This is a genomic window from Patulibacter brassicae (genome assembly GCF_033949425.1).
Taxonomy (GTDB): domain Bacteria; phylum Actinomycetota; class Thermoleophilia; order Solirubrobacterales; family Solirubrobacteraceae; genus Patulibacter; species Patulibacter brassicae.
The window spans coordinates 65,458-84,389 of the sequence record NZ_JAXAVX010000013.1; the positions used below are offsets into that span (position 1 = coordinate 65,458).

Consider the following 18,932-nt stretch of genomic DNA (forward strand, 5'->3'; position numbering starts at 1 on the left):
GCGTGGTCCGGGGGCAGGAACGGCTCACGGCTGCGAGGGCGGGGCGGAGCCGACGGCCCACCGCGCGGCGCGCACGCCGTTGAGGATCACGAGGACCTCGGCGAGCTCGTGGACGGAGACCACGGCGGCGAGGCCAACCAGTCCGGCGGCGGCCAGCGGGATGAGGATCGCGATGATGCCGCCCGACAGCGCCAGGTTCTGGAGCATGATGCGGTTCGCCCGGCGGGCATGGCCGATCGTCCGCGGCAGCGAGCGCAGGTCGTCTCCGAGCAGCGCGACGTCCGCGGTCTCGATCGCGACGTCGCTGCCCATCGCCCCCATGGCGATGCCGACGTCGGCGCCGGCGAGCGCCGGTGCGTCGTTGATGCCGTCGCCGACCATCGCGACCGCCCCGTGACGACGGAGCTCCTCGATGATCCGGGCCTTGTCCTCCGGGCGCAGGTCCGCGTGGACGTCGTCGATCTGCGCATCGCCGGCCAGGGCGCGGGCTGCGCGCTCGTTGTCGCCGGTCAGCATCGCGACGCGCTGGATGCCGAGCGCGGTGAGTCCGTCGACCGCGGCGCCGGCCTCGTCGCGCAGCTCGTCGCGCACGGCGATGACGCCGACGGGGTCGCCGCCCCGCTCGAGCAGGACCACCGTGGCGCCCTGGCCCTGGAGCGTCGCGACACCGTCCGCCCATGGGCCGGCATCGACGTAGCCCGGGCGGCCGAGGCGCACGGGGTGCCCGTCGACGGTTCCCTCGAGCCCGGCGCCGGTGATCGCCTCGACGTCCTCGGCGGGTGGTGGGGGCGGAGCTGCGGCGAGGATGGCCGCCGCCAGCGGGTGCTCGCTGCGGGCCTCGAGCGCTGCGGCGAGCGCCAGCACCTCTTGGCGGGTGATGCCGGCCCCGTGCAGGACGTCGAGGACGCGCGGCTCGTTGCGGGTCAGGGTCCCGGTCTTGTCCAGGGCGACGACGCGCACGCGTGCGAGTGCCTCGAGCGCGGCACCGCCCTTGATCAGCGCCCCGGCGCGGGTGGCGGCGCCGATCGCGGCGACGACGGTGACCGGTACGGCGATCGCGAACGCGCACGGCGCGGCTGCGACGAGGACGACCAGGCCGCGAGAGATCCACTCGCCGGTGTCGCCGGTCACGAGGCTGCCGATGAGGGCGATCGCGGTGGCGACGACGAGGATGCCGGGGACGAGCGGCTGCGCCACCCTCGACGCGAGGCGCTGCCCGGCGCCCTTGCGCTCTTGCGCGTCCTCGACGATCCGCACGATGCGGGCCAGCGAGTTGTCCGCGGCACTCGCGGTGACCTCGACCTCCAGGGCGCCACGGCCGTTGATCGCTCCGGCGAAGACCTCGCCGCCGGGCTCGCGCTCGACCGGCACCGATTCGCCGGTGATGGCCGAGAAGTCCAGCGCCGATCGCCCGCGGCGAACGATGCCGTCGGTCGCCAGGCGCTCGCCGGGGCGGACGACGAGGAGCTCGCCGGACCGGAGCGCTCCCGGATCGACCTCCACCTCCTCGCCGTCCCGCAGGATTCGCGCGCGGTCCGGGACGAGGTCGAGCAGCGCGCGGAGGCTGCGACGGGTCCTGGTGAGCGCGTAGCTCTCCAGTGCCTCGCTGACGGAGTAGAGGAACGCGAGCGTGGCGGCCTCCGTGATCTGTCCCAGCGCGATCGCGCCGACCCCGGCGACGAGCATCAGGGTTCCCACGGAGAGTCGGCCGCGGAGCAGACCACGCAGCGTCTCGGGGACGAAGGTCGCGCCCCCGGCGAGGATGGCGATCACGTCGAGCGCCCGGACCATTGCGTCCGGGACTTCGGTCAGATGACCGAGCGCCAGGCCGACAGCCAGCGCGACGCCGGAGAGCGCCGACAGCCGGACATCCGGCAGGTCGCGCACGCGGGCGACGGCCTCGCCGCCGTGCCCGGTCTTGTCCCCGTTGTCGGGCGGCTCGTCGAGCGAGGACGCTCGTCGGTCTGGCTCGTCCATACCTACATACTAACGACCGTTGAATCGTATGCCAGGCCGTGATCTTGCCGACCCCGCTGGTGCCATGCTGCACCTGATCGAAACCGACGAGCCTGGAGGGACGGGTGGCCTGGGGCCGACGGCGTCTCGCGGAGCGAGGGCGTCGCGCCTCGCAGCGCCGGTCGTGCTCGCCGGGTCGCTCCTGGCCGCGTTCCCGGCGTCCGCCGCGGCGCACGGGCTCTCGGGGGGTCGGCAGCTGCCGATCCCGGAGTGGCTGTTCGCCTGGGCGGCCGCGATCGTGCTCATCGTGTCGTTCGTGGGGCTCTCGATCCTCTGGCCGCGCCCGCGGCTCCGCGCGCTCGCCGAGGGACGGAGCTTCGCGGTGCCGGGTGCGGTCCGACGCGGGGGCCGGGCGATCCTCGGACTGCTCGGGCTCGGGCTGTACGGCCTCACGGTCTGGGCCGGCCTGAGCGGGAGCGACAACCCGCAGGCGAACCTCGCTCCGACGATGGTCTTCGTGGGCTTCTGGGTCGCGGTACCGGTGCTGGCGCTGCTCGTCGGCGACGTCTGGAAGGCGATCAGCCCCTGGCACCATCGCCGACCTCGCCGCCTGGGTCGCGCGACTGGCCGGCGGTGGGGTCCCCAGGCCCCTCGCGTACCCCGAGCGCCTCGGGATGTGGCCCGCGGCCGTGGTCCTCTTGGCGTTCGGATGGCTCGAGCTCGCGGCCGACAACCGCGACGACCCCGGATTGCTGGGCACGCTCGCGTTGCTCTACGGCGCGGCGATGCTCATCGGCTGCGGCTTCTACGGCCGGGCGTTCCTCGATCGGGTCGACGGCTTCGATCGCTACTTCGAGCTGGCCTCCGCCCTCGCGCCGGTCCAGTGGGGAGGCGGGCGGCTGCGCGTGCGGATCCCCGGCACGGGCCTCGCGCGCATCCGCGAAGGACGTGGCCTTCCGGCGGTCGTGCTCGTGATCATCGGCACCACGACCTTCGACGGGCTGTCGGGCGGCGATCTGTGGTCGACCGATGGCTCCGTGGGTCCGGCGCTGGAGGGGCTCTTCTCGGACCTGGGCCTGGCGCCCGCCGCGGCGGCGACGGCTGCGGCGACCGTCGGCCTCCTGTTCTGCGTCGCCGTGGTGTCGCTGCTCGTGCTGTTCGGGATCGGCGGTGTGCGCCGCGCCAGCCGCGGGCGGGTCGGCGGACGTGAGGCGCTCTCGCGCTTCGCCCCGAGTCTCGTGCCGATCGCGCTCGGCTATGTCGTGGCGCACTACTGGTCGCTGCTGATGATCCAGGGGCAGGCGCTGGGCTTCCTCGTCTCGGACCCGCGCGGCGACGGCTCGAACCTCTTCGGCACCGCCGGGTGGGGCGTGAACTACGACCTGCTCTCCCCGGAGGGCGCCTGGTACGTGCAGGTGGCAGCCCTGGTAGGCGGCCACGTCGCCGGCCTGGTCGCAGCGCACGACGTGGCGCTGCGCGTGCTCCCGGGCCAGCGCTCTGCGGTGCGCTCGCAGTACTGGATGCTCGGAGTCATGGTCGCGTTCACCTCGCTCGGCCTCTGGTTGCTCTCGTGAGCGGCCTGTCGGGTCCGACGCCAGTTCAACGGAACAATGCGTGTTAGAGTGTTGCTATGGACGACGGACGTTGCGACCTGCTGTGCTTGGATCTCGAGGTCGCGGAGCGGTTGCGCGCCGATCGCCTGGAGCCCCCGGAGGCGGAGCCGGCCGCCAGCGCGGCGTCGGCCCTCGGCGACCCGACGCGGCTGATGCTCGCGCACGCGCTCGATCGCGGCGGTGAGCTCTGCGTCTGCGACCTGTCGTGGGTCGCGGGACGCGCCGAGAACCTCGTGTCCCATCACGTTCGACGGTTGCGCTCGGCAGGCCTGGTCGCCTCGCGACGCGACGGCAAGATGGTCATGTACTCCTTGACCGACGCCGGTCGGGCGCTGCTCGGCGCGGTGCTGGCGGCGGGCGAGATCGACGGAGCGACGGCATGAGCCGCGAGCCGGGCCTCGAAGTCGTTCAGACGGGGTCCGCGTCGGACGGTGTCTGTCAGGACGGATGCTGCGCCCCGGCACCGGACCTCGCGGCGGCGGTTGCGCAGCCCGGGTGCCAGGAGGAGTGCTGCACGAGCGCACCGGGGGCGTTGCCCCTGGCGCGTCGGGACACCGGCCGGGCCCCGGCCGTTGCGCAGGACGCAGCGCGCCAGGCGGGGGGCGTGTGCGAGGACGACTGCTGCGCGTCGAAGGCGCCTGCGGTGCCGATCGCCCAGGACGACGCGTGCTTCGACGATTGCTGCGCTCCGCAGGCGCCTGCGGTGCCGATCGCCCAGGACGACGCGTGCTTCGACGATTGCTGCGCTCCGCAGGCGGCTGCGGAGTCGGTCGCCCAGGACGCGTGCGTCGACGACTGTTGCGCTCCGGCGACGGCGGAGGCGCGGGCCGTCGACGGCGGCGGGGGCCAGGACGACTGCTGCGCGCCCGATGCCGCCGCGCGGCTGAGCGCGTCGGTGGGTCGGGTGTCGGCGACGGACGAGGGGTCCGCCGCGGGCGCGCGCACCGTGGTGCGCGTGACGGGGATGGACTGCGCGAGCTGTGCGGTGACGATCGAGAAGCGGGTGGGACAGCTGCCCGGCGTGCATCGCGCGACGGTCAACTTCGCGGCTGGGCGGCTGGACGCCGAGCACGACGAGGGCCTCGCGCGCGAGGTCATCGAGGAGGCGGTCGTCCGCGCCGGCTACGGCATCGAGCGCGGTGCTGCAGCCGAGCGAGAGGCGTTCTGGACCCAGCCGCGCGTGCTGCTGACCGTGGCCGGCCTGGCGATCTTCCTGCTCGCTCACGTGCTGGCGCTGGTCGGGGCCTCCGACACGGTGACGAACGTCGCCTACGTCGTGGCCACGGCGGTCGGCGGGTTGCCGATCTACCGGGCGGCGGTCGCCTCGGCGATGACGCGGGTCGCCGACATCAACGTCCTGATGACGCTCGCCGTGATCGGTGCGGTGGCGATCGGGGCTTGGGGCGAGGCGTCGCTGGTGGTGATCCTGTTCGCCGTCAGCAACGCGTTGCAGGTCTATGCGGTGGGCCGGACGCGCGGCTCGGTCCGGGCGCTGGCGCGGCTGGCCCCCAACGAGGTCCTGGTCCGGCGCGACGGCCGCGAGGTCGAGGTCCCGGTCGAGGAGGTCCTCGTGGGCGACCTCGTCGTGGTGCGCCCGGGCGAGCGGATCGGCGTCGACGGCGAGGTCCTCGAAGGCGCCTCCGCGTTGGACGAGTCGCCGGTCACCGGGGAGAGCACACCGGCGGAGAAGGGCGTCGGCGACCCGGTCTACTCCGGCAGCCTCAACGGCGCCGGGGGCCTGGTGCTGCGGGTCACGAAGGACGCGGGCGCATCGACGTTGCAGCGAATCACCCGCATGGTCGAGGAGGCGCAGGGCACGAAGGCGCCGATCGAGCAGTTCGTCAGCCGCTTCTCGCGCGTGTACACGCCGATCGTGCTCGTCGCGGCGCTCCTGGTGGCGCTCGTGCCGCCGCTTTTGGGCGGCGAGTTCTCGACCTGGTTCTACCGGGCGCTCGTGCTGCTGATCGTGTCCTGCCCGTGCGCGCTGGTGATCTCGACGCCGGTCTCGGTCGTCTCGGCGATCGGTGCAGCGTCGCGCCGCGGGATCCTGATCAAGGGCGGCAGCGCCCTGGAGGCGTCCGGCAAGCTGACGACGATGTTCTTCGACAAGACCGGGACCCTCACGGAGGGACGACCGGTGGTCGAGCGGGTCATCTCGCGGGACGGCGCGGACGAGGCGAGCGTGCTGCGGGTCGCGGCGGCGCTCGAGCGGCGCTCCGAGCACCCGCTGGCGCACGCGATCCTCGCGGCCGCCGGCGACGCGGAGCTGCCGGAGGTCCAGGACTTCCGGTCGATCCCGGGCCGCGGTGCCGAGGGCATGGTCGGAGGACGCCGACATCTGGTGGGGAGCCCGCGCCTCTACACGGAGCGCGGGATCTCGCTGGAGCCGATCGCAGCGGACCTGCGCGTCGTCGAGGACGCCGGCGAGACGCCCGTGATCGTGGGGGACGAGCGCGGCCCGGTCGCGGTGCTCGGCCTGGCCGACGCGATCCGCCAGGACGCCCATGAGGCGCTCGACGCGTTGCGGCGAATCGGAGTCGAGCGACTGGTGATGCTGACCGGCGACGCCGATGCGCCGGCGCGTCGCGTGGCCGAGGAACTCGGCATCGAGTACCGGGCGCAGCTGCTCCCCGAGGACAAGGTCGCCGCGATCCGCGAGCTCGCGCCCGAGCGCGGATCGGCCGGGATGGTCGGCGACGGGATCAACGACGCGCCGGCGCTCGCCGCGGCCGACGTCAGCTTCGCCATGGGCGCGGCCGGGACCGACGCGGCGCTGGAGGCGGCGGACATCGCGTTGATGGCCGACGATCTGTCGAAGGTCGCCGACGCCGTCGAGCTGTCGCGACGCGCCGAGCGGATGATCAAGCAGAACATCGTGGCGTCGATCGTCTTCAACACCGGGTTCACCGTCCTGGCGCCGATCGGGCTGATCCCGCTCTGGCTGGCGGTGCTCGAGGACGCCGTGACCTCGACCGGCGTCACGGCCAACAGCCTGCGGCTCTTCCGGACCCGCACGCGCTCGGATCGGCGTACCCCGCGGCGGCCGTCGGCCGGCACGCCAGCCCGCGACGGGGCAGCGCTCGCGAGCGGCGCCTGACCGTGCCAGCGGGAGCGGCCTCGTCCGCACGAGGCCGCTCCCGACAGCAGCCGGTGACGCGCTCCGACCGCGCGCGTTGCTCAACTGCCGCGTTCGGCGGCGCGCTCTTGGAGCACGCGAATGTCGTGCAGCAGCCCGTCGTCGGTGACCTTGTCGGCGGGGAAGGACACCTGCTGTCGTCCTTCCTGGTCCAGGAGCACGACGTAGGCGCTGTGGTCGAAGTCCTGGCCTTGGGGCTGGATCCCATAGGCCTTCCAGATCGGGGCCAGACGGGAACGGTCGCCCAGCAGGAACCGCATGCGGTCCCCGAGCCGCATGCGGTTGAGGAACCGTTGGGCGGAGCTGGGGGTGTCGCCTTCCGGATCGACGCTGATCGCGATCGCCGGGATCGGATCGTCGAGACGGTCCAGAGCACCGGCGATCTGGCGGGCCAGGATCGGGCAGGTGTCCTCACAGCTGCTGAACAGGAACGTCAGGACGGCCGGCCGCCCGCGGAGCTGCCCCAGCGTCGTGATCCTGCCGCGCTGGTCGCGCAGGCGGAACGGGGGCGAAGGATGACCACCGCGGTCGGCGCCGAGGAAGTCGCTCCGGGCGCTGATGACGCCGTCGGCCAGCTCCTGCCCCGGGCTCGGGGCGCGGGCGAGCGCCAGGGTGGTGACGACGGCCAGCATCACCAGCGAGGTCACGACGAGTCCGAAGAGGAGCCGCGGAAGCGGGCTCTGGGCGGTGTCGGGGCGCGGCGGGCGGGGATCGGTCTGTGGCATGTGGGAGTCAGCGTTCGATGGTGCGCAGGAGCGGCGCGAGGCCGAGATCGTCGATCAGCTGCCGGGTCTCGGAGGCGAGGCGGGTCATCTCATGGTTGGCGGTCAGCCACCCGACGATGAGGAGGATCACGCCGCCGACCATCGACAGGGCTCGGTAGTGATCGCGGATGATCCGCGCTGCCGAGGTGACGCGTTCGAAGGCCAACGCGGCCAGCAGGAACGGCACCGCCAGGCCCAGCCCGTAGAAGAGCAGCAGGAACGCGCCGCCGCCGGTGCCGCTGCGTGTCGCAGCCGCGGTGAGGATCGCGCCGAGGATCGGGCCGGTGCACGGTGTCCAGGCCAGGGCGAACGCCATGCCCGCCAGTGCCGGGTTGCCGGTAGCGGCGCGGCTCAGGAGCGCCGCGGGGCGGGCCGACCGGTTCAGGCGCGGGACGAGCGGGGCCAGCAGGTAGAGCGCTCCCATCATCATCAGCAGGACGCCCGAGACGACCTCGAGCGTCGTGCGGTGACGTGCCAGGGGCGCGCCGATGCCGGTGGCGAACAGCCCGAGGGCGACGAAGACCAGGATGAAGCTCAAGCAGAAGAGGAGGCTCGGGCCGAGCGTGCGACGGATCGTCGGGGTACCGGGGCCTGAGGTGACCGCATTGCCGGTGAGCACCGAGAGATAGCCGGGGACGAGGGGGAGCACGCAGGGCGACGCGAACGACAGGAGGCCCGCGGCGAAGGCCATGAAGATCGTGGGATCGGTCACGGCGCGTGCGTGGACTGGCGTGCGACGTCGGGGCCGGACGGCGGGCGTCGGGGACGGGGAGGAGGCGTTGCGGGCATTGTTGCCAGGGAGATGCGGCTGCGCACGCGCAGCGGACGGGCGAGGCGGAACGGCTCCGGGGTCCTCGCGTGACGCAGGACGAGACGGCGCCGCCAGGAGCCGGAAGGGAAGCGAGAGCGCCGACGATCAGACGGTCGGCTCGGCGGACGGCGGCGGCCGTACCGCGAGCGTGCTGCCGAGACGCCGTCCTCCTCGCACCGGCATCGCCGGGCCGCCTCCGACGAGGGCCGGAGCCGTGCCTCGGCGCCAGCTCGTCGAGACGGACGCGAGCGCAGCGCGCGCGAGCGTGATGTGGACGAGCGGCACGCCGAGGAGCAGCGGTGCGGCGAGGGCGAGCGTCGGTGCGGCGTGCAGCGCCTCGATGCACCGCGCGAGCCCGTCCAGCAGGACCGGCAACAGGCACAGGACCACGCCAACCGCGACAAGCAGCGCGAGCGAATGCCGGTGAGAGCGGCCCATCATTCGCCGCACACGGTACCGCGTCGCGTCGCTGCCGGGTCCACGCCGCCAGCCCCTCAGCCGCTGACCAGCAGGCCGGTCGCGAACATGATGCCGAGGCCCGTCAGCAGGCCGGCGACCGCTGCCGGGTGGAGGGTGCGCTCCTGATCGTCGCGGATGGTCGGCAGCAGCTGCGCGATCACCTGGACGACGGCTCCCGCGCCGAACCCGAACAGGAACGCCGCCAGATTCGCGTTGAACGCGGCGCTGCCGATCCAGGCGCCGAGGATCGCGGGGGCCCCGGCGATCAGGCCGAGGCTCGCCAACCGCGCGAGGCGCGGCCGGCGGTCCGCGAGCGGGGCGACGATCGCGAGACCCTCCGTGGTGTTGTGCAACGCGAACCCGAAGACGAGGAACGCGCCGAGGGCGAGCGCGCCGGTGGCATACGCCGACCCGATCGCGATCCCCTCCCCGAGGTTGTGCAACCCGATCCCGACGGCGATCAGCAGCGCCAGCGTCCCACCGCCGGCACCTGCGGCGCGGGCCCGCCGCTCGCGATCGGCCATGAACGCCGAGATGCCGGAGAGCAACAGGAACGCCACGAGCGCGCCGGTCCAGACGAGCGCGGAGCCTCCGAACGCCTGCGAGCCCTGCTGGGCCAGAGCGAGCCCTTCCAGGGTGGCGTCGATGGCGAGGAACGCGAGCAGGCCGATCGTCAGGGCCATCAGGAAGCGGATCCGGCTCGCCGGGACGCGGCGCAACCAGGGAAGCCAGAGCATCCCCAGCGCGACGGGGATCACCCCCACGTAGATGCCAAGGAGCGCCATCAGGCCGAGGAAGGAGACGTCCTCGCCCGGTGTCTCGACCGCCACGTCGATCGGGTGCAGGATCGTGGCGCCGGTCGAGGTCATCAACGCGATCTCGTAGGCCTCCCCCTCGATCCACGGCTGGTGGATGCGGAGCGTCTCGACTCCGAGGCGCGGGATGGGACGTTCGCCGCCGGAGAACTGCACGAAGGCGTCGTTCACCTGCGCTTGGGCGATCGTCACCGCGTCGGGTCCGTCGTTGCGGACCTGCAGGTCGATCAGGCCGGGCTTCAGCGTCGTCCGCTCGACGCTGATCTCCTCGACAGGCGGGCCGTTGCGGTCGCCGAGTCCCGGCCCGTCGAGGGCCAGGAAGCCGCCCAGCGTGACGACGATGAGGAGGAGCGGCAGGATGCCGAGGAGCCACGTCGGCCGTCGGCGAGTCGACCCGTGGGGCGAGGGGGCGTCGAGCGACATCAGCCGACCTCGAAGAACCCCTGCCAGCCGAGTTCGGTGAACTCCGACTGGTGGGCATGGAACATGTACTTCCCCGGGGAGGGGAAGCGCCATTCAGCGATCCCGCGCTGCCCTTGGCAGAGCATGACCGTGTCGGTCAGCTCCGACGGGCGGAGGCTCGTGCCGGTCGGGAAGTAGTCGAAGAAGTTCCCGTGGAGGTGGAAGCTGTTGATCAGGTCGTACTCGAGGATGTTCACGATGTAGACGCGGACCAGCTCGTTGCGTCGCACCGCGATCGGGCGGTTCATGTAGGCGAACGGAATCGTGTTCGCGGCGTAGAGCTCGTTGGCGCGATCGAAGTTCGTGTCGAACCCGTTCATCACCATCACCATCTCGTCGGCGTCCTCCCGACCCTCCTTCGGGTCGACGATGAAGGCGCCGTACATGCCCTTTGCGATGTGCTCGGCGAGCGGCCGGACGTGGCAGTGGTAGAGATGCAGGCCGGCCGGCTCGGCGTCGAACTCGTACACCGTGGAGGAGCCCGGTGCGATCTCGCCGGCTCCGATCCCGGGGACGCCGTCCATCTCGGCGGTATGGATGCCGTGGAAATGGATGGTGTGGGGGTGCTGCGAGAGGTTCTCGAACCGGATGCGCAGCCGCTCGCCCTCGCGGCATCGCAGCGTCGGACCTGGGATCCGACCGTTGTAGCTCCACGCCGGGAACGTCACGCCGGGGGCGACCTCGATGTCCTGGTCCCCGGCTACCAGCGTCCACTCCCGCAGGACCCTCCCTGACGGGAGGCGGCGGGTGCGTCCCCAGTCGAAGTCGCGAAGGATCTCGTGCGGATCGAACCCGTTCCGTGCATGGTCGACCTCGCCGCCGCCCCGGAAGTTCGCGTGCCCTCCATGGGTGCCCGAGGACGAGTTCGCCGACGATGTGTCGGAGTTTCCCGCGCCTCCGTGGTTCCCCGCGTGGCCGCCGGGCCCTTGGGCGCGAGATGACGTCGCTTGGAGCAGCGCCATCCCGGCCCCGAGGGCCGGCAGGCCGCCGGCGAAGAGACGTCGGCGATTGATGCTTGGCATGCCTGAGAGTATGGCATGCCAAAAACCGTTTGCCGATCGAGGTTCCCGCGCTCGATTGGACTGCGCCTGTCGCGGAGGCCGAGAGAAGCCGGCGGTAGGCGATCGGGCGGGGGAGGTCGCGCTCTGCGCGGGGGAGGTTCGGCCGCGCGGCGGCGGATGCTCCGGCCGTGCGCCGTTTATCTCCTACAGTATGTAGAGCAGATTCCGTGGCCGTGATACGGTCGAGCGGCCGAATCGCCGGGGACGTCCGCGGCGAACGGGGGACCCGGGCATTTCGGGGCTCATCCACGGTCGTGTGGAGGCGCGTCTCTTTCTGCGCTAGCCCGTCAGCTAACCCCGTAGGCGGACGAAAGGGACCAGTTCGATGCTCAGATCCTCCGCGCGCCGGCTCGGCTTGGCGGCTATCGGCCTCTCGTTGCTCACGGTGCCGGCCTCGGCCGGGGCGGCTGTCGGGAGCGGAGGGGCGAGCGCGCAGGCGGTCGTCGGCGGCAGCTCAGCGGGCGTCTCGGAGACCCAGCCGGTGCGGCTCACGCGCCGGGAGCTGCGGAGCGTCCAGCGGCGGGTGGGCGTTCGTGCCGACGGCGTGCTCGGTGCACGCACTCGGAAGGCTCTGCGCCGGTTCCAGCAGCGCAAGCGCCTCGCGAAGACCGGGGTCCCGAACGTCGAGACGCTGAGGGCGCTCGACCTGCCGTTCGTCGCGAGGGTCGAGGCGGAGCTTCGGGCTGCTCAGGTCGACGGCTCAGGCTCGCGGTTCCCGCTCCAGGGCGGCTGGACGTTCGGCGGTGCTGGCACCGGCTTCGGCACGCGTGGCGGCGCGCACGAGGGGATCGATCTGTTGGCCGATTGTGGAGTGCCGGTCGTCGCCGTGTCGTCCGGGACCGTCAAGCGCGTCGCCAACCACGAGAAGGCGGGCAACTACGTCGTCGTCACCGGGACCTCGACGCGTACCGATCAGGTCTACTCGCATCTCCAGGAACGTCCGGCGCTGCGTGCGGGCGACCGGCTCCAGGCGGGGGCGCCGATCGGCCGCGTCGGGGACACGGGCAACGCCACGGCGTGTCTCCTGCACTTCGAGCTCTGGACTGCTCCCGGGTGGTACGAGGGCGGGGTCCCGCGCGATCCTCGCCCCGACCTCGAGGCGTGGGCGGCCGGCTGAGCGCGCGAACCGTCGCCGGCGGGGGCTCCTCTACCGATCGTCGCGGCCCCGCCGCCTCCGCTTGAGCGAGGCAACGCCCAGGGCGCTCACGAGGATCAGGGCCCCGAGGCTCGGGACGACCCAGGGCGGAGCGCCGTCGCCCTCGCCCGAGACGTCCTCGACGGCCGCTTCCGAGGCAGCAGGCTGTGGGGCGGAGGGCGCGGTGGTGGTGCGTCCCTCAGGTCGCGCGGCCCGGCTGGCATCCGGTCGCTGGGGCGGGCCCGGGGGAGCGGAGCGGTCGTTGGTGACCCGCAGCCGGGTGCCGGTGCTGAGCGTGACGTACGCGGCGACGTCCCAATCCTGCCACGAGCCACGGCCGGCTATCGGGATCTCGGCGTGGTGGATGCCGCGCTCGTCGCGCTGGGTGGCGACGCGAACGGATCGGCGGCGACCTTCGGGCCTGATCCAGTAGACGACCTTCGAGCCGGCGCCGGTCCCGCGACCGGAGAGCGTCGTGGCGAGATCGACCTGACCCGGTCCCGCGGGCGAGCCCTGAACGGCGATGCGTACGCCACCGGATCCACCCTCGGCGACGGAGATGCCCCCGTGCGCTGCCGCGGTGCTCGGCGTGAGGAGCACCGCCACGCCGGCCGCCAGGGCGACGGCGAGGTGTCGAGCCCGGCTGCGCCCCGTACGCGGAGCGCTGGACTGCCGAGAAGCTCCCGCCTTCGCGGCGGTGGGCGGCTTGATGGTGTCGATGGGCGGGTCATCTACGACGTGGGCGGCCATGGTCGCCGCCGGGCTCCGGGGGCGGAGGCCGAGATGGTGAGCGTCGCGTCACCGGGTTGCACGCTCGTCACTGGCGAGGCCGCGGAGCGTCTCGGCGTCTCGGCGCGAAAGCCCTGGGTCGGTCGTCTGAACCGCTTCGGACGTCGGTGGTCTGCTCGGCGCCGCCGCGGGGGTGCGCGGCGGGTGGAGGTAGCCCTGTGCCCGCCGTCGACGGGCGGTGGGCAAGGTTCTCGAGCAGCGCGCCGCGGTTGCGGGGCGGCCGCGGCGCGCTGGCGTGAGGCGCAGCGTGGGGACTCGTCACGTCCGTCCACCGGGCGGGGGCCTCCCCCGCGGGGGCGCGCGTCAGTCGGTGGGCTCGTCGTCATCGGGCTCGAAGGGTTCTTCCTCAGGCAGATGGCGGCCGGCCATCCACAGTCCGCCGGCCACGAACAGCACCGGGGAGAGGTACAGCACGGCGTGAAGGCCGCCGACGTGCGCGAGCGGTGCGCTCATCGTCCCTGCTGGAGCTTGGGTTGCGACACCGCCACGGGGAAAATCCTACATCTCGTAGGAGGCGGGCGACGGCAGGCCCGGTGCTCGTGCGCGGCGCCGACAGACGGTGCGGCAGAGGGTGCGTGCTTTACTGGCTGCACCGTGAGCGGCGAGATCCAGGGCGAGCTGCAGGAGCAGATCATGGCTGCGCTCTGGCGCACCGGACCAGGGACGGTCGAGCACGTCCGCGAGGGTCTCCCCACGCGCCACCGCAGCGCTTACACGACGGTCCAGACGGTGCTCAATCGCTTGTCTGAACGGGGTCTGGTCAGCCGGTCGCGGCAGGGCCGGACGATGACGTACGCGGCGACGCTGAGCGAAGCCCAGTACCTGTCCCAGAGCCTTGAGCGGACGCTGGCGGGAGCGTCGCTGGAGGCGCGTCGAGTTGCCTTGACCGAGCTCATCGGCGGTCTGGAGGCGGACGAGCTCCTCCAGCTCAGTGAGCAGGCTCAGCGGGCGCGCAACGCGGCGAAGAACGCACGATGACCGCCCTGCCGGCCGCGCTGGGCGTCGTTCTGATGGCTTTGCCTCACATGGTGCGACGCGGATGCTGGTCACCGTCGACCTCGCTCCTGCTCTGGGTCGTCGCCCTGGGAGTCCGGGCTGGAGGATGCCTGCTGGTGGCGCTGTGGCTGATGATTCGGCTGCCGTCGACGACGGTGTTCACTGCCGTCACCGACTGGTGCGTCGATACTGCCGTTCCGGTGCTCGCGGCTCATGTCGGAGTTCTCGGCCCCGAGGTCGGGGATGCGCTTTCGCTGTTGCCGTTCGTGGCGCTCAACCTGTCGGCGCTGTGGGGGGCGGTGCGCGTCGCGCGTGGCGCCCGCGAGGTGCGTCAGATGGTCTCGCAGTCGACCGTGGGGGTCGGACCTCGGGGAGCGGTGATCCTGGGCGGTCGCGAGGTCATGCTCGGAGCCGCCGGCTTCTTGCGCCCACGGGTGGTGGTCTCGGCCGGTGCGCTGGTGGCTCTCGATGACGCTGAGCTGGCCGCTGCGATCGCCCACGAACGCGCACACATTCGCCGCGGCCATCGGTTCATCGCTGCCTTCGCCGAGTTGTGCGGGACGATCGCCCGCCCGGTGCCCGGCACGCGGGCGATCGTGGCGGAGGTCCACAAGCAGATCGAACGAGATGCCGATGCCTGGGCGGTCCGTCGCGACCATGACCGTGTCGCCCTGGCCAGCGCGATCTGCAAGAGCGCTCTCTCGCGAGCCGGAGGTCCGGCCCTGGCGCTGCTATCCGGTGCCGGCGTGGCGCAGCGCGTGGAGGAGCTCCTCGGTGGAGGGCCGGTGCGAGCGTCCGTCGGCGAGAAGCTCCTGCTCGCGGTTGCGATCGTCGGGGCGAGCGGGTTCCTCGTGGCAGCCGTCGGCTGGATCCTGGTGACACTGGCCTCGGGATCTGCCGGTGACCCGGGCGGAGCTCTTCGACACGTGTGCCCTCCCTGCGGACTATGAGCGGTCTGGCGGACCGAACCGGGACGGAATGCGGGCCTGGCCGTCGCCCGCGTGACCTTGGGGCGACGCGCTGGGTGCGGGGGAGGGCCCGGGTTCCGGCGACGTACGATGGTCGTCGTGCCGCGGTTCGAAGCCGACACGGTTGTCGAGCATCGCGCCCGTCAGCGCGAGGCGCTCTTGGACGCTGCGCTCGCGGACGCGCCGCTCGGCGTCGAACTGCGAGCCAGAATCGCGACCGATCCGGCCCATGCCGCGGCGTTGCTGGAGCGGGGGGTTGGAGGCGGGCGGGCGGAGTGCGGAGACGACTCGACGGGCTATGCCGGAGCATGTCAGTCCGGTGGGGAGCCAGCCTCTCGGGGTCGACGTGGGCGGACCGTGCGACCTACAGATCGTCGGTGACGTCTGGTCGCTCCGAGGGGCCAGGCCCGGAGGCAGATCGAGACCGCTCGGGGGCGCTCTGCCCGACGAAGCGGCCGAGGAGCGTAGAGGTGTCGAGCGGAGCGCCCCGCGGCGTCGGCGACCGGTGGTCGTGCTCGCTGTCGACGCTCAACCGGACGAGCGTCGCGTCGGCGGCCTGAATGCGGGCGATGAGAGCCGCACGTTCGAGGGCACATCCGTCACGAGGCGGGGCGAAACGGCGCGGCGTCGGGGCGGGTAGCGCGTCGAGCTGCCGCTGGACGTCGGAGCGCTGACGCTCGATATGCACTCGCGCAGCCTCGAGGTCATCAACCCAAGCCCCTGCTCTCCCCTGAGACGACGGTGGCTCGAGCTCGCCGTGATGAGGCCGAGGCGCGAAGGGCGCCACCGTGCCCTGGGTGCCGAGCATCGGATCCGGGAGGCGCTCCCGGTGGGCGGATGCGAGCAGCGAGTCGTCGCCGCGCACACGATGCGGCTCGACATGCGACGTCTTCCTCGACACAGCGTTCGTGGGAGAGAGTTGGGTGGTGGCGAGGTCTTCGTCGTCGCGGATCGCCATGCGTGCGGCGATCCGTTGGAGGAGGTCGTCGTGGTCGACGGGGATCTGGTCGTCGTGTGGAGCGATCTCGGCGCGGTCGTCGCGGAGTTGGGGGTTCTCGGTCGGGACGTAGAGGGCGGTGTGCTCGCGGGCGCGGGAGAGCGCGGTGTAGGCCCAGCCCTTCGTCAGCTGCTCCTGTCGGGCGATGACGGCGGCCCACTGCACGGTCGCGCCTTGCATGGCGTGGCCGGTTAGCGCGTAGGCGTGCTCGAGGTGCTCGCGCGCGTAGTCGGCGGGCACGAGCCGGGTCGCGCCGGCGTCGGTGCGCAGCTCGACGTGGTCGGGTCGGGCGGCGGTGATGGTGGCGCGGGTGCCGTTGTCGACGTTCAGCGTCGGGTCGTTGCGCCTGGCGATCACGCGATCGCCGACGGCGAGGGTCCGTTCGTCGTAGTGGTGGTCGTCTCCGAGGAGCCCCTGCTCGCGCTGCCAGCGGCGGGCGCGCTGGTTGAGGGCGTGGCGGGTCTGGTGGTCGCGGGCGATGAGCACGGCTTGCTCGATGCCGTGCTCGCCGACGGCGGTGGTCCAGTCCGCGATCGCGTGGTCGAGTAGCCGGGCGGGCTGGTCGTCGATGTGCAGGCGCCCGCGACCAGCGAGCCAGTTGACGTAGGTGCGGCCGCCGGTGGTGTGGTCGTGCAGCTGGCGAAGGGCGTCTCGTTCAGCGGGGTCGCGTTGACGCATCACCGTCTGGAGGCGCAGCGCCCCGGTGCTGCGGCCGATCTGCCTGAGCCAGCCCCCGGCTTCGACGGAGGGCAGCTGGCCGGAGTCGCCGATCGCGACGGTCTTCGCCCCGGCCTGGTGGGCGAGGCGCAGGAGCCGGTCGGTCAGCCGGGTGGGGGTCATGCCGGCTTCGTCGAGCAGCAGCACCGCCCCGTCGGGGAGCGCGGGTCGGTCGGGCTGGTGGTCGATGGCGGTGAGGAGGGAGTGGACGGTGCGGGCGGGGATCCCGACCTCGGTCAGTTCGCGGGCGGCGCGGCCAGTCGGGGCGAGCCCGAGGACCGGTCGGCCGGTCTGGTGGTACAGGTCGTGGATAGCGTTGGCGGTGAACGTCTTGCCGGTCCCCGCGAGCGCTTCGATGACGTCGACGCCGTTGCCTGAGGTCGCGACACGGCGGACGACGTGCTGTTGCTCGTCGGTGAGCGGCTGGTCGCGGCCGGTCAGGAACCGGTCGACCTCGTCGGGGTCGATCCGGGCGGTGTCGGTGGCGATGCGGCCGATGGCGGCGGCGATCAAGCGGTCTTCGGTCTGGATCAGGTCGGTGGTCGTGTGGCGGGGCTCCTCGATGCCGGTGAAGTCGCCGGGCCGGGTGGCGTGGACGTCGGGGTGCTCCAGCAGGGTGCGGTAGTGGTCGCGGATCTCCGAGATCCGTAGGCCGTGCTGGTGGTGCTCGGCGATCGTGGTGAGTGCGTCGCGTTGGTCGAAGGTGTTGGCGGTGTGGGTCAGGCCGTCTGGGCCGACGAGCCGCGTCTCCAGCGCGGCCGCGTCCTCGAGCGCCTCGTCGTAGGGGTCGGTCGTGGCGCGGGTGGTCGGGGGCGCGGTGCCGGCCGGCGCCTGCTCGGCGACGCGCGCGGGCTCGGAGGTCGCGGGACGGGCGAAGCTCTTGTCAGCGGCTGGGGGTTGGTCGTCGGCGAGATCGTGGCGGGCGAGGCGAGCTCGGCCGGCGACCAGCAGCTCGTCGATCGCCCGGTGATCGAGGCCGTGCTCCTCGGCGCGCGCCTGGAGGTCGATCCGCCAGTCGCGGGTGCGGACCTGCTCCTCCTTGGCGGCGCGGGTCTTCAACGCGACCGCTTCGGCGGCGGCCTTGGTGCTCAGGCCGATGCCGTCCTCGCGCGCGGCCTGCTCGATCTCGACCCGTCGCCGGGAGAACTCGCGGAGCACGTCGTGCGCGATCCCGTTCAGCTCGGCCGCGCCCTTGACGACCGGTCCCCATTGGAGGCCGAGGCGGTCGGTGACCTCGGCCCTGAGGTGGGCTTGGTAGAGGACGCCGGCGGTGCGGGCGTGGCGGTAGATGACGGCGGCGTGCAGGGTGCGCCATTGGCCGTCGGACGGGGTCTGGACGACGTTGCCGGCCACGACGTGGGTGTGTAGCTGCGGGTCCTTCGCGCGCGACATGCGGTGCCGGTAGGCGGCCGCCACGAGACCTGCGCCGCGCTCGACGACGGCGCCGTTGCGGCCGCGGCGGGTCCAGACGGCTTCGTCCTCGAGGTAGCCGATCGCGGCGTGGACCGCGGCGTCGTGGGCGGCGACGAGCTCGCGGGCGGTCTGGGGGTCGGCGAGCGCGAAGAGCACCGACACGGACTTCGGGGCGGAGAAGGTCAGGTCGTAGGCGGCCACGGGGGCGTAGCGCTTGCCGTCGATGACGCGCGGCTTGCGCTGTCTGAACAACAGTCGGCTGCGTAGTGTCGTGTCTCGTGGGTCCAGGCCGGCGACCATCGCGTTGAACCGCGCCGCCTCGACCCGCCCGTCGAGCCCGAGCTGCCCCGGCAGCACGGCCAACCCACTGTCCTGGCGCTTCGCCCTGTCCGGAGTAGTAGTCGTCGCGGCCCTTCGCGACCGTTTGCTCGTAGTAGGAGGCTTGGCCGGGCACGAGCTTCCCGATCGAAAGCACACGTTGAGACTACGTTGTGTGGCATCTTGATGCAACTGTGTGGGTCGCGTCGCTCTGCGACGCAACCCTGATCCTCTCCGTCTTGCGCGGCACGGGTGCCGCTGTGCTGGGAGCGGGGGTGCGGGCGCTTCGTGGGCGGCGTCGTGGGCCGGAAGCTGCGTGCTGAGGGCCATGGGATCGGGGGGCGGTCTGGGCTGCGGGCTCGCGAGGGCTGCGGGCTCGCGCAGCGCAGCGCGACGCGCAGCAGCCGATTGCCGCCGACGTCGGCGGCGAACACCGGACGAGGGGGCGCCGCGCGGATGCCCGGCGCCCCCTCGTAACGCTCGCAGCGCGAAGACGCGCGGCCGGGGGCTGGCCGCGCGCCC

15 protein-coding genes and 1 riboswitch are annotated in these 18,932 nt (G+C 72.5%); of the genes, 6 read left to right on the forward strand and 9 right to left on the reverse strand.

The window, feature by feature from the left end:
• Nucleotides 1–24: 24 nt before the first annotated feature.
• Nucleotides 25–1,977 (reverse strand): heavy metal translocating P-type ATPase, encoded by a 1,953-nt coding sequence (locus tag SK069_RS17425; RefSeq protein WP_319955532.1) that lies wholly within the window; start codon nt 1,975–1,977, stop codon nt 25–27.
• 653 nt (nt 1,978–2,630) lie between these two features.
• Between SK069_RS17425 and SK069_RS17430 the strand changes: the two genes are divergently transcribed.
• The 3 genes from SK069_RS17430 (at nt 2,631) to SK069_RS17440 (ending at nt 6,666) form a co-directional block, all read left to right on the forward strand.
• Nucleotides 2,631–3,530 (forward strand): hypothetical protein, encoded by a 900-nt coding sequence (locus tag SK069_RS17430; RefSeq protein WP_319955533.1) that lies wholly within the window; start codon nt 2,631–2,633, stop codon nt 3,528–3,530.
• Nucleotides 3,531–3,586: 56 nt separating this feature from the next.
• A complete protein-coding gene (locus tag SK069_RS17435) occupies nt 3,587–3,952 on the forward strand; it encodes an ArsR/SmtB family transcription factor (protein ID WP_319955534.1) in 366 nt (121 codons plus the stop codon).
• Between the two features lie 260 nt (nt 3,953–4,212).
• Nucleotides 4,213–6,666, forward strand: a complete 2,454-nt coding sequence (locus SK069_RS17440) for a heavy metal translocating P-type ATPase (RefSeq protein WP_319955535.1) — start codon at nt 4,213–4,215, stop codon at nt 6,664–6,666.
• Nucleotides 6,667–6,746: 80 nt separating this feature from the next.
• Here the strand turns inward: SK069_RS17440 and SK069_RS17445 are convergent, their stop codons facing one another.
• From SK069_RS17445 to SK069_RS17465, 5 genes are all read right to left on the reverse strand, one after another.
• The gene (locus tag SK069_RS17445; RefSeq protein ID WP_319955536.1) at nt 6,747–7,430 is read right to left on the reverse strand and encodes an SCO family protein; all 684 of its coding nucleotides are present in this window, start codon (nt 7,428–7,430) and stop codon (nt 6,747–6,749) included.
• A gap of 7 nt (nt 7,431–7,437) precedes the next feature.
• The gene (locus SK069_RS17450) at nt 7,438–8,181 is read right to left on the reverse strand and encodes a cytochrome c biogenesis CcdA family protein (RefSeq protein ID WP_319955537.1); all 744 of its coding nucleotides are present in this window, start codon (nt 8,179–8,181) and stop codon (nt 7,438–7,440) included.
• A gap of 204 nt (nt 8,182–8,385) precedes the next feature.
• Nucleotides 8,386–8,670: a hypothetical protein gene (locus SK069_RS17455; protein ID WP_319955538.1), complete on the reverse strand. Its 285-nt coding sequence runs from the start codon at nt 8,668–8,670 to the stop codon at nt 8,386–8,388.
• Between the two features lie 104 nt (nt 8,671–8,774).
• Nucleotides 8,775–9,977: a ZIP family metal transporter gene (locus SK069_RS17460; RefSeq protein ID WP_319955539.1), complete on the reverse strand. Its 1,203-nt coding sequence runs from the start codon at nt 9,975–9,977 to the stop codon at nt 8,775–8,777.
• Nucleotides 9,977–11,038: a multicopper oxidase domain-containing protein gene (locus SK069_RS17465; protein WP_319955540.1), complete on the reverse strand. Its 1,062-nt coding sequence runs from the start codon at nt 11,036–11,038 to the stop codon at nt 9,977–9,979. The genes SK069_RS17460 and SK069_RS17465 overlap by 1 nt, the downstream gene beginning before the upstream one ends.
• Before the next feature lie 217 nt (nt 11,039–11,255).
• A riboswitch (cyclic di-AMP (ydaO/yuaA leader) is annotated at nt 11,256–11,398 on the forward strand.
• 160 nt (nt 11,399–11,558) lie between these two features.
• Between SK069_RS17465 and SK069_RS17470 the strand changes: the two genes are divergently transcribed.
• Entirely contained in the window at nt 11,559–12,194 is a 636-nt protein-coding gene (locus tag SK069_RS17470) for a M23 family metallopeptidase (RefSeq protein WP_319955541.1), read from the forward strand.
• Nucleotides 12,195–12,224: 30 nt separating this feature from the next.
• Here the strand turns inward: SK069_RS17470 and SK069_RS17475 are convergent, their stop codons facing one another.
• Nucleotides 12,225–12,962: a hypothetical protein gene (locus tag SK069_RS17475; protein WP_319955542.1), complete on the reverse strand. Its 738-nt coding sequence runs from the start codon at nt 12,960–12,962 to the stop codon at nt 12,225–12,227.
• A 342-nt stretch (nt 12,963–13,304) separates the two neighbouring features.
• Nucleotides 13,305–13,454, reverse strand: coding sequence for a hypothetical protein (locus SK069_RS17480; protein WP_319955543.1), 150 nt, complete (start codon nt 13,452–13,454; stop codon nt 13,305–13,307).
• A gap of 141 nt (nt 13,455–13,595) precedes the next feature.
• Between SK069_RS17480 and SK069_RS17485 the strand changes: the two genes are divergently transcribed.
• Together SK069_RS17485 and SK069_RS17490 are read left to right on the forward strand one after the other, a co-directional pair.
• Nucleotides 13,596–13,979 (forward strand): BlaI/MecI/CopY family transcriptional regulator, encoded by a 384-nt coding sequence (locus tag SK069_RS17485; protein WP_319955544.1) that lies wholly within the window; start codon nt 13,596–13,598, stop codon nt 13,977–13,979.
• Nucleotides 13,976–14,947 (forward strand): M48 family metalloprotease, encoded by a 972-nt coding sequence (locus SK069_RS17490; RefSeq protein ID WP_319955545.1) that lies wholly within the window; start codon nt 13,976–13,978, stop codon nt 14,945–14,947. Before SK069_RS17485 ends, SK069_RS17490 begins: the two co-directional genes overlap by 4 nt.
• Nucleotides 14,948–15,329: 382 nt before the next feature.
• On the opposite strand, the gene mobF is transcribed toward SK069_RS17490, so the two are convergent.
• Nucleotides 15,330–18,740 (reverse strand): MobF family relaxase, encoded by a 3,411-nt coding sequence (gene mobF, locus SK069_RS17495; protein ID WP_319955546.1) that lies wholly within the window; start codon nt 18,738–18,740, stop codon nt 15,330–15,332.
• Between the last annotated feature and the right edge of the window lie 192 nt (nt 18,741–18,932).